Origin of the sequence: Mesorhizobium sp. M1D.F.Ca.ET.231.01.1.1, from assembly GCF_003999155.2 — a bacterium.
Taxonomy (GTDB): Bacteria; Pseudomonadota; Alphaproteobacteria; order Rhizobiales; family Rhizobiaceae; genus Mesorhizobium.
Genome location: NZ_RZOZ02000018.1, coordinates 1 through 13,319, shown reverse-complemented (window position 1 = coordinate 13,319; position 13,319 = coordinate 1). Strand labels below are relative to the sequence as shown.

14 protein-coding genes are annotated in these 13,319 nt (G+C 59.3%); 4 read left to right on the top strand and 10 right to left on the bottom strand.

Annotation, left to right across the window (positions count from 1 at the left end; genetic code table 11):
• Window positions 1-22 precede the first annotated feature (22 nt).
• A complete protein-coding gene (locus EN874_RS30180) occupies window positions 23-1,108 on the bottom strand; it encodes an extracellular solute-binding protein (protein WP_127426787.1) in 1,086 nt (361 codons plus the stop codon).
• Between the two features lie 219 nt (window positions 1,109-1,327).
• Here EN874_RS30180 and EN874_RS30175 point away from each other — a divergent pair, with 219 nt between their 5' ends.
• Genes EN874_RS30175 through EN874_RS30160 form a run of 4 tightly spaced genes read left to right on the top strand, consistent with a single transcriptional unit; the run spans window position 1,328 to window position 5,165 of the window.
• Window positions 1,328-2,407 (top strand): ABC transporter ATP-binding protein, encoded by a 1,080-nt coding sequence (locus EN874_RS30175; protein ID WP_168247670.1) that lies wholly within the window; start codon window positions 1,328-1,330, stop codon window positions 2,405-2,407.
• A gap of 20 nt (window positions 2,408-2,427) precedes the next feature.
• Entirely contained in the window at window positions 2,428-4,107 is a 1,680-nt protein-coding gene (locus tag EN874_RS30170; RefSeq protein WP_127426785.1) for a biotin carboxylase N-terminal domain-containing protein, read from the top strand.
• A 1-nt stretch (window position 4,108) separates the two neighbouring features.
• Window positions 4,109-4,627 (top strand): thioesterase family protein, encoded by a 519-nt coding sequence (locus EN874_RS30165; protein WP_168247669.1) that lies wholly within the window; start codon window positions 4,109-4,111, stop codon window positions 4,625-4,627.
• A complete protein-coding gene (locus tag EN874_RS30160) occupies window positions 4,620-5,165 on the top strand; it encodes a thioesterase family protein (RefSeq protein WP_348631756.1) in 546 nt (181 codons plus the stop codon). Before EN874_RS30165 ends, EN874_RS30160 begins: the two co-directional genes overlap by 8 nt.
• 246 nt (window positions 5,166-5,411) lie before the next feature.
• Here the strand turns inward: EN874_RS30160 and bhcD are convergent, their stop codons facing one another.
• From bhcD to EN874_RS30115, 9 genes are all read right to left on the bottom strand, one after another.
• Window positions 5,412-6,377 carry an iminosuccinate reductase BhcD gene (bhcD, locus tag EN874_RS30155; RefSeq protein ID WP_127426783.1) on the bottom strand — a complete coding sequence of 322 codons (966 nt, stop codon included), beginning with the start codon at window positions 6,375-6,377 and terminating at the stop codon, window positions 5,412-5,414.
• A 79-nt stretch (window positions 6,378-6,456) separates the two neighbouring features.
• Window positions 6,457-7,404, bottom strand: coding sequence for a beta-hydroxyaspartate dehydratase BhcB (gene bhcB, locus EN874_RS30150; protein WP_127426782.1), 948 nt, complete (start codon window positions 7,402-7,404; stop codon window positions 6,457-6,459).
• Between the two features lie 15 nt (window positions 7,405-7,419).
• Window positions 7,420-8,610 carry an L-aspartate--glyoxylate aminotransferase BhcA gene (gene bhcA / locus EN874_RS30145; RefSeq protein ID WP_127426781.1) on the bottom strand — a complete coding sequence of 397 codons (1,191 nt, stop codon included), beginning with the start codon at window positions 8,608-8,610 and terminating at the stop codon, window positions 7,420-7,422.
• 47 nt (window positions 8,611-8,657) lie between these two features.
• Window positions 8,658-9,725 carry a DUF4392 domain-containing protein gene (locus EN874_RS30140; protein ID WP_127426780.1) on the bottom strand — a complete coding sequence of 356 codons (1,068 nt, stop codon included), beginning with the start codon at window positions 9,723-9,725 and terminating at the stop codon, window positions 8,658-8,660.
• 112 nt (window positions 9,726-9,837) lie between these two features.
• The gene (bhcC, locus tag EN874_RS30135) at window positions 9,838-11,001 is read right to left on the bottom strand and encodes a 3-hydroxy-D-aspartate aldolase BhcC (RefSeq protein WP_127426779.1); all 1,164 of its coding nucleotides are present in this window, start codon (window positions 10,999-11,001) and stop codon (window positions 9,838-9,840) included.
• Window positions 11,002-11,128: 127 nt separating this feature from the next.
• Window positions 11,129-11,575: an OsmC family protein gene (locus EN874_RS30130; RefSeq protein ID WP_127426778.1), complete on the bottom strand. Its 447-nt coding sequence runs from the start codon at window positions 11,573-11,575 to the stop codon at window positions 11,129-11,131.
• 34 nt (window positions 11,576-11,609) lie between these two features.
• A complete protein-coding gene (locus EN874_RS30125; RefSeq protein WP_127426777.1) occupies window positions 11,610-12,026 on the bottom strand; it encodes a heme-binding protein in 417 nt (138 codons plus the stop codon).
• A 36-nt stretch (window positions 12,027-12,062) separates the two neighbouring features.
• On the bottom strand, window positions 12,063-12,806 hold the full coding sequence (locus EN874_RS30120; protein ID WP_245513779.1) for an SDR family NAD(P)-dependent oxidoreductase: 744 nt from the start codon (window positions 12,804-12,806) through the stop codon (window positions 12,063-12,065).
• A gap of 241 nt (window positions 12,807-13,047) precedes the next feature.
• A partial coding sequence (locus EN874_RS30115; RefSeq protein ID WP_135882253.1) for an alpha/beta fold hydrolase occupies window positions 13,048-13,319 on the bottom strand: 272 nt, incomplete at its 5' end.

The window sequence follows — 13,319 nt, the reverse complement described above, 5'->3', positions numbered from 1 at the left end:
GGCGTGAAGGTCTCCGGCAGGGTCAGTTCAGAGCGACCCAACGATTGAACCGATCAACCACGTCAGGAAGGTTCTTGGCGTAGTAGTCGGCGTTCTCCAGAATCGCCTTCTTGGCATTGTCGCCCGCTACAATCCACGCCGCAACATCTTCGCCATAGTCGGCCGGCGCCAGGTCTGCGATGCCCGTTGCGTAGGTGATTTGCTTCACCAGAGCCTTCTGGCCTTCGGTATCGGCAATGAAATGAGCGATCATTGCTTGTCCCGCGACCGCGTTTGGAGCTCCTTTCGGCACGGCATAGACGGCCGATGAATAAAGCGAGTCCTGCCAGGCGATCGCAAGTGGCGCCTTGTCGTTCTTCACGGCATTGTAGACGCGGCCACTCCAGGCTACGCCTATCGAGCACTCACCGCTCGACAGCAGCCGGATGGCATCGTCGCCATTGCTCCACCAAAGGATGCTGGACTTGATCGAGTCGAGCTTGGCAAAGGCCTTGTCGAGATCGAGCGGGTAGAGCTTTTCGCGCGAAATGCCGTCGGCAAGAAGTGCGGACTCAAGGACCGCGCCGAATTGCGGGTACTTGAACATGCAGCGCTTTCCCGGAAACTTGGAAAGGTCATACAGGTCGCGCAGGCTGGTCGGGGCATTGGCCTCGGAAAACTTCTGCGTATTGTAGGTCAGGACAATGCCGTAACGCATCACATCGACGCCGTAATCGTCGTGGGCGTCCTTGTCCAACTTGGAGAAGTCGACGATCGAAGGATCGAGCTTCTCGACGTACCCGGCATCACGCGCCCGAATGAAATCGCCCTTGGTCGGGAACTCGATCAAGCTCCACGGAATCTGGGCACCGGAATCCTCCGCGGCGAAGAACTTCGTGGTATCGGCGTTGAAGTCCGACTTGATTGTAATGCCGGTCTCTCCGGCGAAGTCTTTGTTGGTGGTCTCGTCCCGGGCCCGGGTCGTCGCTCCCCCGGATGCGTCATGCCAGACAAGCTCGCCCTTGATTTTGTCGCGCACCTGCTTGGGTAAAACCTCTGCCGCGAATGCAATTGAGTGTGCGCCAACGCTGCAAATCAGCGCGCATGCAAGTGCCTTAAGCGATGTCATGCCATTCCCCTTCCTTGTTTTATTACAACTGTCATATTAAAAACACCGGAGCGTGGAGCCGTCAAGGCACAAATTGAGCAAAGTTAGCACGGAAGCCGCCTTGCATTAGGGACATTGAGGGCGCTATGATCGCCCAGCGGCCGCCAAGCGCTGACCTGTTTTTGGACAAACGTGATAAAACGGACTGTTATGCGAGCTTCCCGAACTGTTGAACATGCCTTGTCGCCGACCGCCGCGAACAGCATCACGATTGACGAGCTCGAATTGCGATTCCCGAACGGCTTCGTCGGCCTGAAGTCCACGAGGCTGCATGTGCCGGGCGGCCAGTTCTGTACGTTGCTGGGACCGTCAGGTTCTGGAAAGACCACGCTTTTGCGTGCCCTCGCCGGTCTGATTACGCCTACCCGGGGTCATATTCGCATCGGCGATACGGACGTCACCGCCCTGCCCGTCCAGGCCCGCAACATCGGGTTTGTCTTTCAGAACTATGCGCTCTTTCCGCATATGAATGTCGCCGAGAACATTGCCTACCCCTTGAAGCTGCACAATTGGAGCGCCACTGACCGAGAGGTGCGCGTCAAAGAGATTCTCGACCTGATCGAGTTGTCCCACTCCGCCGAGCACACGGTTGGCCAACTGAGCGGCGGTCAGCAGCAACGGGTAGCGATTGGACGCGCATTGGCCTATCGTCCGTCGCTTCTACTCCTAGACGAGCCAATGGGTGCATTGGATCGCCGGCTGCGCCAGCAACTCGGCGCAGATCTTCGCGAACTGCAGCAGCGAACCGGCATCACCGCGGTCTACGTGACGCATGATCAGGAGGAGGCTTTCATCCTTTCTGACAAGATTGCCGTCATGTCACACGGAGAGATTTTGCAGTATTCCACACCAAGTGATCTTTACTCGCGACCGCGCTCGCGGTTCGTCGCGAAATTCCTGGGTGAGGCCAATTTGATCGATGCCCAGTTCGTGCAAGACGACACCGCAATGACCACCTATGGCCCCGTAAGCCTGGCCAAACGCACAGCCGAGCGGGCGAAAGCGTCGAGCCTAGCGCTGTTGGTGAGACCCGAAGACATCTTTTTCAATCCGGGCCGAGCAGCCGACGCTGCGCTTGCGCAGCCCCTGAAAGTCAAGGTCAGGCGGACCCTGTTTTTGGGTAGCAGATGCCTCGTGACGGTCGTGGCACCTGACGGCAAAGAAATCCTGGTCGAGTGCAGCAAGACTGAACTCCCGAAGGCGGACGAGGAAGTCTCAATCACATGGGACCGCTCCGCTGCCGTTCTTCTCGATAGCTGACGAACTTGATGGGCGATACCATGAAGAAAATCCTGATAGCCAATCGTGGGGAAATCGCACTCCGCATAGTGCGCGCCTGCAAGGACGCCGGCTACACGTCCGTTGCCATTGCCTCGGAAGCCGATCGGCAGGCCATGCATGCGCGAAGCGCTGACGAATGCCACGTCCTGAAGGGAAACGCCCCGCGCGAGACATACCTGAACCAGGAGGCGATCCTTGCCATCGCGGCACGGGCCGGAGTTGACGCTGTTCATCCGGGCTATGGTTTGCTCTCGGAGAACGAAACATTTGCGGCGGCCGCGCAAGCGGCCGGCCTGATCTGGATCGGGCCTTCGCCTGAGGCTATCGCGCAGTTGGGCGACAAGGTCGCCGCCCGAGCGATTGCAAGGCGCGCCGGAGCGCCCTTGCTTCCTTCTTGGGAGGAGGATGAGCTGACAACCGAAAGAGCGCGCCTGTTCGTCGAGGAACATGGCTTGCCGGTAATCGTAAAGGCTCAGAACGGCGGTGGCGGGCGGGGCATGCGGATCGTTCGCCACAAGGCTGACCTCGAAGGGCAAATCGCCGCCGCGCGCCGCGAAGCCGAGCTCGCATTCGGGCGGCCCGAGTGCTTCATAGAGCGCTACATCGAGCATGCCCGGCATATCGAAACGCAATGCCTGGCGGATGCCTACGGCAGCGTGGCCGTGGTGTCGACGCGCGATTGCACTTTGCAACGGCGACATCAGAAACTGGTGGAAGAAGCCCCGGCTCCGTTCCTTACGCCCGAGCAAACCGCCCGGCTGACAGAGGCTTCCTCGGCTGTTCTTTCGGCGGTCGGATATCAAGGGGCTGCAACCTGCGAGTTTCTGCTGACAAGCGATGGCGACATTTTCTTCCTGGAGGTGAACACACGAATTCAGGTCGAACATCCAGTGACGGAGGAAGTGACAGGGGTCGACCTCATTCGAGAGATGTTCAGGATCGCCGAGGGCGAGCCGCTGCCAGCGAGCTTTCCTGCAGTTCGGGGACACGCGATCGAGTTCAGGATCAATGCTGAAGACCCCTGGGCCGATTTCCGCCCGACCCCCGGCCACATTGCTGGCATGCAACTCCCGGCCGGGCCAGGCGTTCGCATTGATTTCGGCTATGCCGATGGCGACACGGTGCCCCCGTACTACGATTCCATGATTGGCAAGGTCATCGTTGCCGGCCAGGATCGGGCAGACGCCCTGGCTCGAGCTCGGCGCGCGCTGGGCGAGCTCCGGGTTGCAGGCCTTACGACAATCACGCCTCTCCACCAGGCCATCCTGATATCTCCCGAGTTTTCTGCACCTGTCGCTGAGGACTTCAAAGTACATACCCGCTGGATCGACGCCGAACTTGAACGACTGGCCGAGGCAGCAAAGTCATTCACCGTGGGAAGCGCGGCGCCGGCGGTCAGGCTTCCAGAGGCCCTGCCTGACGAGCAGGAGCTGTCTGCCTCCTCGGAAACGGAGCCGCCGCCCTATCGCATCGGCATCAAGGCGCCGCTATCGGGCCTGATAATGGAGGTATGCGTTCAAGAGGGAGATGCCATCAGCCCAGGGGACACGGTGGCCATAATGGAAGCGATGAAGATGGAGCAGCCCGTCGTGGCCGAAATCGCCGGCATCGTTGCCAAGATAAATGTCGGCCAGGGATCGTTCATTGAAATGGACGCTGATATCATGGGGGTCAACTGACGTGCCCGTCGCCAGGTTCAATGCGGGAGCCCCCGACGAGACGCCGCAGGCAAATGCGTTGCTGACTTTGGAGACCGCCGTCGATCCGATCTGGATCGACTACAACGGTCATATGACGGAATGGCAGTATTACAAGGTTTTGGCTGACGCGGGCGAAAACTTTTTGAGGGCTCTTGGTTTCACCGAGGACTACCGCCTACAGGGCTACAGCTTCTTTTCCGTTCACGGGGTGATGCGCAATCTGAAGGAATGTCGCGTAGGGACGCCGCTACGCGTGTTTACTGAAATGATCGGATATGATTCCGTGCGCTTGCACATCTACCAATATGTGGTGGACTTGGCTCGCGATCTGACCGTGGCGACGGGCGAGCACTTGATGCTGCATGTCGATACGTCAAGGCGCAAGAGAACGCCTATGACCCCCTACATGTCGGATTGCCTGGAAAAAGCCCTTGGTAAGTGGAGGCCAATCCTGCGGCCCAAGGGCTTAGGGGCTCAGTTGGGCAGCGTGGATGCGTGACCAGCGCCCGGTCAAAGAATGCGCGTCAACCGGCTTGGAACGCTTGAAGACAGCGAGGACCCTCATGACATTACCTTCACCGTATATCTCTCGGCCCATTCAGCTTGAGTCCGAGTGGTGCAATTCCGAGGGCCAGCTCACGCTCGGTTACTATGGTGTCATCTTCGACCGCGGTGCGGAAGGCGCCTTTGAGCTTATGGGGATGGGTGCGGCCTACACTGAGCTGCTCAGGCTCTCTTACTACACCGCGGAAACACACCTTTGCTTTGTTCGCCCTTTGCACAAGGGCGACAAAATAGTGGTCAAATTGCAGGTTCTCGACCACGACGAGAAAAGGATAAGCACCTACCAGGAAATCCACCACGTCGACGGCTGGCTGGCGGCAACGTCCGAAACCCTGTCATTGCATGTAGATCTGTCCGGACCGAAGGTAACGCCGTTTCCAAGCGAGGTCAGGAAGAAAATCCAGGCTATGACAGACGCCCATTCAATCTTGCCCACACCTGACCGAGCGGGCAGGCACATTGAACTGAACTAGGGCTTCTGCCTACGCCAGAACACGATAGTCAGATTGGATCTGTCTTATCGGCCGCTCTCGTATGGGCGCTAAAGCCCGGGCCAGCGGCAATGACTGCACCTGTTGCTCGTGGCGTTCGTGACCGTGTTCAGTCGAGCGCCTGTCGCCCGAAGTACAGTGCAAGATAACTAGGATCTGGCCAAGTAGATTGGAATAGCCGTCCGGCATCACCGGAATACGCACTCAGCCCACCGCAACTGCGGCCTCCTAGAAATCCACGTCTAAGGCGATGCCCTTCAAGATCGCCCTCTCGACGGCTGCCGAGGCGACGGCCAAATCTTGCAATCCCACGCCTGTTCCGTCGAACAGAGTAATCTCTTCGGCGTCGGTCCGACCAAAATGATCGCCGCGGATTACCGCACCGATCTCGACAATGTCGCCCCGGCAAATAAGGCCTTGCCCCACCGCGTGCTGTGCCTCGCCAATTGTCGCCGATTGCGTGATCTCATCGGCAAAAACGGTCGCCTCGGCCATGAGTTCGGCTTCCACTTCCTGTTTGCCCTTGGTGTCGGTCCCCATGCAGGCAATATGGGTACCTGGCCGGACCTGCGATGCCATCAAAATGGGCTTGAACGAAGAAGTGATCGTTATGATCACATCAGCTTCCCGACCCAATTGGTCAAGATCGACTGATTCAAATGGAAGACCTCTTTCCTTCGCAACCGCCTCCAGGCGCACCAGCATTGAAGGATCGATGTTCCAGGCAACGACCTTTTCGAACGGCCGCTGGTCGAGAGCGGCCTTGAGTTGGAAGGTCGACTGATGGCCGGCGCCGATCATGCCAATAATCTTCGCTTTCGGGCGTGCAAGATACTTAATCGAAATCGCTGATGCCGCGGCTGTCCGCATAGCGGTCAGCAGATTGCCGCCCACGACGGCGCGACACCGGCCAGTGTCCGCGTCGAAAAGAAAGATCGTCGATTGGTGGTTGGCAAGGCCGCGCTGGATATTGCCGGGCCAGAACCCGCCGGATTTGAGACCCAGAACCAACCTGTCCCGATCAAACCCGGATTTGAAGCCGTACAACGCGTCGGCATGGCCGATTGCTTCCCTAACAACGGGAAAATTGTAGGCCGACCGGTTAGACATGGAAGCAAACACCCCTTCGACCGCGGTCAAGCAGTCTGCGGGCGAGACGAGCTCAGCTATTGCGTGTTCGGGAATAATGATCATGGGTCAGCCCTGTTGGCTCGCGAGCGATTGCCCGACCGCGCCACGGATCTGCTCGGCCGAAAGCGTCGCTCGCATCGCCTTAGTTCCACGGCAACTTTTCCAGGTCGACATTGCCGCCTGTGATGATGACGCCTACTCGCTTTCCCGAAAAGACCTCGGGGTGCTTTAAGATTGTGGCAAGTGGTAGGGCACTTGAAGGCTCCATGACGATCTTCAGTCGCTTCCAGATCAGCTTCATGGCATCGACGATTTCTTGTTCGGATGCAGTATGAATATCGCTGACGTAGTTGCTGACGAAATGCCAGGTGAGTTCCTTCAACGGGACTTTGAGCCCATCCGCGACGGTGTCCGGCGCATCGTCGGCGATGATGTGCCCAGCTTTGAAACTGCGATATGCATCATCAGCCTTTTCAGGTTCGGCTGCGAAGGTCTTTACCTTCGGCGCCAGGCTTGCGAGCGTCAGGCAAGTCCCAGAAACCATCCCCCCTCCCCCAATTGGCGCGACCACCGCATCAAGCCCTTCGACCTGATCCACCAGTTCGGCCGCGCATGTGGCCTGGCCCGCGATCACACGGTGGTCGTTGTAGGGGTGGACAAATTCGGCCCCCGTCTCCCCCACCACATCGGCGAAGACCGCTTCGCGGCTGGATGTCGACGGCTCGCACTCGACAACACGGCCACCGTATCCACTGACGGCATCTTTTTTGGCCTGGGGGGCAGTTCGCGGCATGACAACAGTACAGGCTATGCCCCGGCGCCCGGCGGCGTATGAAAGGCAGGTCCCGTGATTTCCGCTGGAATGGGTCGCAACGCCCTTCCTTGCTTGATCTTTCGACAGGCCGAAAACGGCATTGGAGGCACCTCTGACCTTGAAAGCTCCGGCCTTCTGAAAGTTCTCGCACTTGAAATAGAGCTGGGCACCGCTCAGTTCGTTGAGCACGCGCGACGTCAAGATCGGCGTGCGGTGACAGTACGGGGCAATCCGCTCGCGAGCAGTCAGCACGTCACCAATTGTTGGAATTTTCATGTGTCCGATCCGCCTTCAGGCCGCCAAAGGGTGATGCCTGGCTTGATTGCGTCGATAGTGCTCCTGCGCGGCGGCGACGCCCGATCCCAACCTCACGTCAAGACCCACGTCGACCATGGCCATCTCCGCCGCGGCAATACCCGAGAGGGCCATCACATCGGTCAGGCTTCCAAGATGACCTATCCGGAAGACCTTGCCGGCGACGTCGCCGAGCCCCGTTCCAAACGCGACGCCATAGGTGTGGAGGGCCTGCGCGATGATCCTGTTGGCGTCAAAACCTTCCGGAACTCGGATAGCACTGACTGTATCGGAATAAAGTTCGGGCCGTGCAGCGCAAAGATGCAGGCCCCATGCATCGACGGCACGGCGGACGCCTTCCGCGATGCGACGGTGGCGCAAAAACACGTTCTCGACGCCCTCGTCCAAGAGGATTTCGGTTGCAACCTTCAGACCATTCAGCAGACCAACCGGCGGCGTGTAGGGATAACCGTTGTTGGCATATCCGCTCGCCATGTCCCGAACATCGAAGAATGTGCGTGGCAGCCTTGACTTTGCGACCGCTTCAAGCGCAACGGGCGAAAATGCGACAATCGCCAAGCCTGGCGGCAGCATAAAGCCTTTCTGGCTTCCGGCAACGGCGACATCGATCCTCCACTCATCCATGCGAAAATCGATCGATCCAATCGAACTTACACCGTCGACAAACAGAAGTGCCGGATGCCCTGCATCATCCATAGCCTTCCTCACTGCGGCTATGTCGGAACAAACGCCTGTCGCCGTCTCGTTGTGGGTGGCAAGAACTGCTTTGATGCGGTGAGCCTTATCTGCCGTCAGTATCTCTTCGAAGCGACCGACGGGAATGCCCTCGCCCCATTCCTGCACCACCACTTCGACATCAAGTCCATGGCGCTTGCACATGTCGATCCATTTATGGCTGAACATGCCGTTACGCGTAGCAAGGACCTTGTCGCCGGGCGAAAGTGTGTTGGTGATCGCGGTCTCCCACCCGCCGGTGCCGGTGGACGGGAAGACAAAGATGTCAGACCGCTCCGTCCTGATCACCTTCTTCACCCCTTCCAGGGCTGGATGCAGAATTTTCGCAAACATTGGACTGCGGTGGTCGACGGTTGGCATATCGACGGCCCTGCGCAACACCTCCGGAATATTGGTGGGGCCAGGGATGAAGATCGGATTCTGGCTGAACATTGGCTGCACCTTCCTATGAGTGAACGACCTGGATAACGCGCCTGGCATTACTTCAATTGACGCCAGTCGCCTGTTTGGCCCTTCCAGCCGACGACGCGGCCGCTCAGCCGTTCGAGCGTGTTGCGCAGACTGGTGACAAGCCCGGCCCACTCCGTCGCGGAAATGCCGTCCACGGCAGGCTCGGGTCCCATAAACATCCCGTCGACGCCGCCGAAGGCCACGCACTGCTCGATGCATCTGCGTTCCAGTTCGCCATCGTGAAAGACCGACGGCTTCTGAAGGAGCGCAGAAAGTGCCGCGATCAGACCGGTGGCACCCCAGTTGGAGACGTTCGAGACGATGAGATGATCAGCTGCCGTTGCGGCCGCAACGCCACCGCGGCCCGGATGCCCACTATCCTCGGCTTTGGGCGAGAATGCCTTGAGATCATCTGCGATCACGCCCATGCCCAGTTCGTTGCCGCCGTCGCCGATCGCGATGAAGGGAATGTTCTGGGATTTGGCGCGAAGGAAGAACTGGTCCAGGTCGGCCACAAGACCGTCGAGTGGCCGGCCGCCAAGGCCGTGGTACAGGCCCCGGTCATTGCGGCCGGGCCGCTCGATCGAGATCACCAGGGAGGGTTTGGTGACATCGAGCAGCGCGTCCGTTATGGCCGTGCAACCGGCCTTCTCTTTCGGCACGCCGCGGATGTAGACCGGGCGTATGAAGTCCACCGGTCTGATCAGCCCGTCAGCGGGAAATGGCAACGGCGCCAACCCCGCACCACGGCAGGTGCCGATCATCATTTCAACCCAGTCATTGTCGGTCACAATGATGGTCTCGACACCGAGCCCCAAAAACAGGGCGCGCGCCAGGAGGGCGGCCCCAACCGGGCCGTCGGTTTCGGGCACACCGGCACCTTCGGGAAAACCCGTCGCGATCACGACCGGGCCGCTGACCTGCCGTACACGCTCGCAGATCAGACTGGCAGCGTTCATGCACGCCGGACCTGGCTGGCGTTTCTGCAGCGCGTCATAGATGCTGCCGATCAACCCGACGCCGGTCAGGTCGAGGGTCATGAAGTTCTCGATCGTCTTGGCGATGTTTTTGCCGCTCTGACTCAGCGGATCAAGCATGGTATTTGCTCCAATTCAAAATTGGCGCGGTCGCGATAGCCGGAACAGCCGCTTCCGATCTCGGCCCAACGCCAGGTCTCACCTGCAGGACCAGCGGCCGAGGGACCGCCGCTCAATAAGCCTTGCCGCGGGCGGAAACCGGCCACAGCGTTTCGACCTTGCCGTTGCGCACGCCGACATACCAATCGTGCACATTGCAGGTTGGATCGCAGTGGCCGGGAACCAGTCGCAGCTTGTCGTTTACCTTCAGCACACCGTTCGGATCCTCGATAACGCCGTGCTCGTCCGTCGCCTTGACGTATTTCACGTCATTGCGGCCGTAGACAAAGGGCAATCCGGAATCGACTGACTGCACTTTGAGCCCGGCGTCGCAGATGGCTTTATCAGGCTTCGAGTGGCTCATGACGCTGGTGAGAATGAAGAGTGCGTTGCGCCATTCGCCCTGGTCGATCCGCTTTCCTGCCTGATCGAGAACCCGGCCGTAGTCAGCATCCATGAAGGCATAGCTGCCGCACTGGAGCTCGTTGTAGACGCCAGAAGTACTCTCGAAATAATAGCTGCCCGTGCCGCCGCCGCTGACAAGCTCAGGCTCGAGGGCAATGGCATTAAGTGCCTGGACGGCATCCTTGACCTGTGCAATCGCGACATCAAGCTTGACCTGTCGATCCTCGTACTTCTCGATGTGCTGCATAGCCCCCTGGTAGGCCTGAACACCCGTGAATTTTAGGCCCGGCGCGGCATTGATGGCCTTGGCAAGCTCGACCACGGCCGCGCTCGTGGTGACGCCGCAGCGTCCGGCACCGCAGTCGATTTCGACGAAGCATTCGATCAAGGTATTGTGCTTCTGGGCCGCAGCCGACAACTCGCCCACGTTCTGGAGATCATCGACGCAGACGATAATCCGCGCCCCAAGCAGCGGCAGGCGCGCCAGACGATCGATCTTTACCGGATCACGAACCTGGTTCGACACCAGCACATCCTTGACCCCTGCGCGAACAAACACCTCCGCTTCGGATACTTTTTGACAACAGACGCCGACGGCACCGCCCAGTTCCTGCTGCAGGCGCAGGACATCCACGGACTTGTGCATCTTGCCATGGGCCCGATGGCGCATTTTGTGGGCCTTGGCATAATCACCCATTTTGCGGATGTTGGCCTCGAGCGCATCAAGATCGAGGATCAGGCAAGGGGTCTGGATTTCGTCGACGCTCATTCCAGGAAGGGCCGGCACGTCGAAGCCGACTTCCATGTCTTTGAGGTTCGTTCCCACGTTCATTTCCTAATCTCCCAAAAAAGAGGCAAGAGCGGCCGGGCACACCCGAGGGTTACTTGGAGACATCGACATCGACTGCTTCCGGATTGCGTTGATCGTCGGCAGGGACCTGACGTTGACCCGCCAAAGATCAACCCAAGTCGATGGTCACATTCGACTTGATCGAATTGGCTATGAAGCAGCCCTTGTGAGCACGATGATGAAGACGCTCCAGCGCCTGGCGGTCCGGCCGCTTGTCGGAGCCAAAGGTCACGACAGGGTGCAGTGTGATCGACGTGACGGCCTGGGCGCCTTCCGGGTTTTTGGAAACCTCGCCGACCGCCTCGTCGACATAACTTGTAACCTTGTAGCCGCTGCCTTCGCAGATCGCCAGGAAGTACAACATGTGGCAGCTTGCCAACGCGTTCACCAGCAGCTGTTCCGGGTCAGCCAGTGCGGCGTTGCCAAGGAATTCCGCGGCCGCCGACACGGGGATCGTCACTTGCGGGCTGATGATTGCTTTATGGTCGCGGTCGTATGTCGGCTGCTGAGGATGTGGCGTGGCAGTCCATTCCAGACGAACCTTGTGTTTTGACATCTTGGATAACCTTTCTTGGATGGGTCTACGGCACTCATGCCAGCTGAAGACTGGCGATCATGACTTCGGCGATTGCCACGTCGGTCTCGGCAGGGCCGCCGGACACGCCGACGCCACCGATGACGGTCTTGCCGTCGCGCACCGGTAAGCCTCCGCCGAAAACCACGAACTGCCGCCTGCCGCCGCAGGCTTCGAGACCATAGAGCGGGGCACCCGGCTGAACGGCCTCGAGCCAGTTTCCGGACGGGGAACGCAAAGCGAGCGCCGTGTAGGCCTTGCTCTGGGCGATCTCCACCGTTGAGAGGGCGGCATCGTCCACTCGCATGAAGGCCAGCAAATTGCCGCCTTGGTCGACGATCGCCAGGGACGACGGCTCCGACATCTCTCTTGCCTTTGCCGCGCCGGCCTGGAGAGCCTTGAATGCGGATTCATGCGTAATAGCTTTGGTCATGATGGTTGCTTGCCCTGGTTGGTGCCGAGATGCAGGTTAGTTGTAGATGCCACCGTCAACGTTGATCGCCTGCGCGGTCACGTAGGAGGATTCATCGGAAGCGAGATAGACAAACAGCGGCGCGACTTCCTGCGCGGTCGCCTGCCGGCCGAGCGGGATGACGGCCTTGGCAGCCGCTTCCTGCTTCTCGCGGCCCCCCATAAAGTTGATGACGGGCTGGTTGAACGGTGTGTCGATCCATCCGGGGCACACGGCATTGACGCGAATGCCCTCCGATGCCAGCTCAAGCGCAAGGGTAGTCGCCAGACCGATGACCGCGGCCTTCGAGGACGAATAGCACGTTAGACCTGGTGCTCCGCGCTTGCCGGCAAGCGAGGACATCATGACAACTGACGACTTTCCGCCCTGCCTGAGAAAACTCAGGGATTCACGCACAAAGACGAAATTCGCTCTCACGTTGATTGCAAATACCTTGTCCCAATCCGCAGTCGAGAAAGTCTCGGCTCTGCCCGAAAGCTGGATGCCGGCGTTTAGGCACAAGGTGTCGATGCCGTTCATCCATTTTGCAGCCGTGGCGATCGCATCCTTGATGTCCTGCTCTTTAGAAAGATCGGCTTGCACGAATTTGACTTTCCCGCCGAAGCGTCGCTCGAGATCGACACCTCTCGCCGCGTCGATATCGACGACCGAGACGATCGCGCCCTCGGCGACGAACGCCTCGACAATGGCGAGGCCGATGTTGGCGACCCCCCCGGTCACAAGAGCACGCTTTCCAGCCATACGTTCGGACATTGATCGTCTCCTGATCCGTTCAAAGACACTTGCGGCCTCCTACTCCTGTTGGCGAGGTCGCATGGCGCGTATCGGGCGCCTTCCGGTTCGCTTGTTTCAGTTCACTTTGCGAGCGGCAGCCCAGTCGATGGATGCCCAAAGCGGAAGCCGCTCCTCTTCAGCCGGTGCGCTAAATGTTAACGTTTACATGTTTGCCTCAAAAATAATCGAATAGGGCGTCGAGGCATCCTCACTCACCCTTGATGTTTTGAGTGATGTGGATATTGACGGTTGAAGCTGCCTCCATCTGCGGCATATGGCCGGCGTCCTGGATGACGGTGAGCTTTGCGTTGGCGGGCAGGTCTGCGGCCTGGGGCACGGGCACGATCTGGTCGTGGTCGCCCCAGATCAGGAGCACCGGGCATTTGAGATTGGCGAGTTGGTTGGCGATCGACTGGCGCTGTCCGTTGTTGTCGGCGATGGTGTCGGCGATGGCCGTCAGCGCTTCGGGCACGCCCTCCA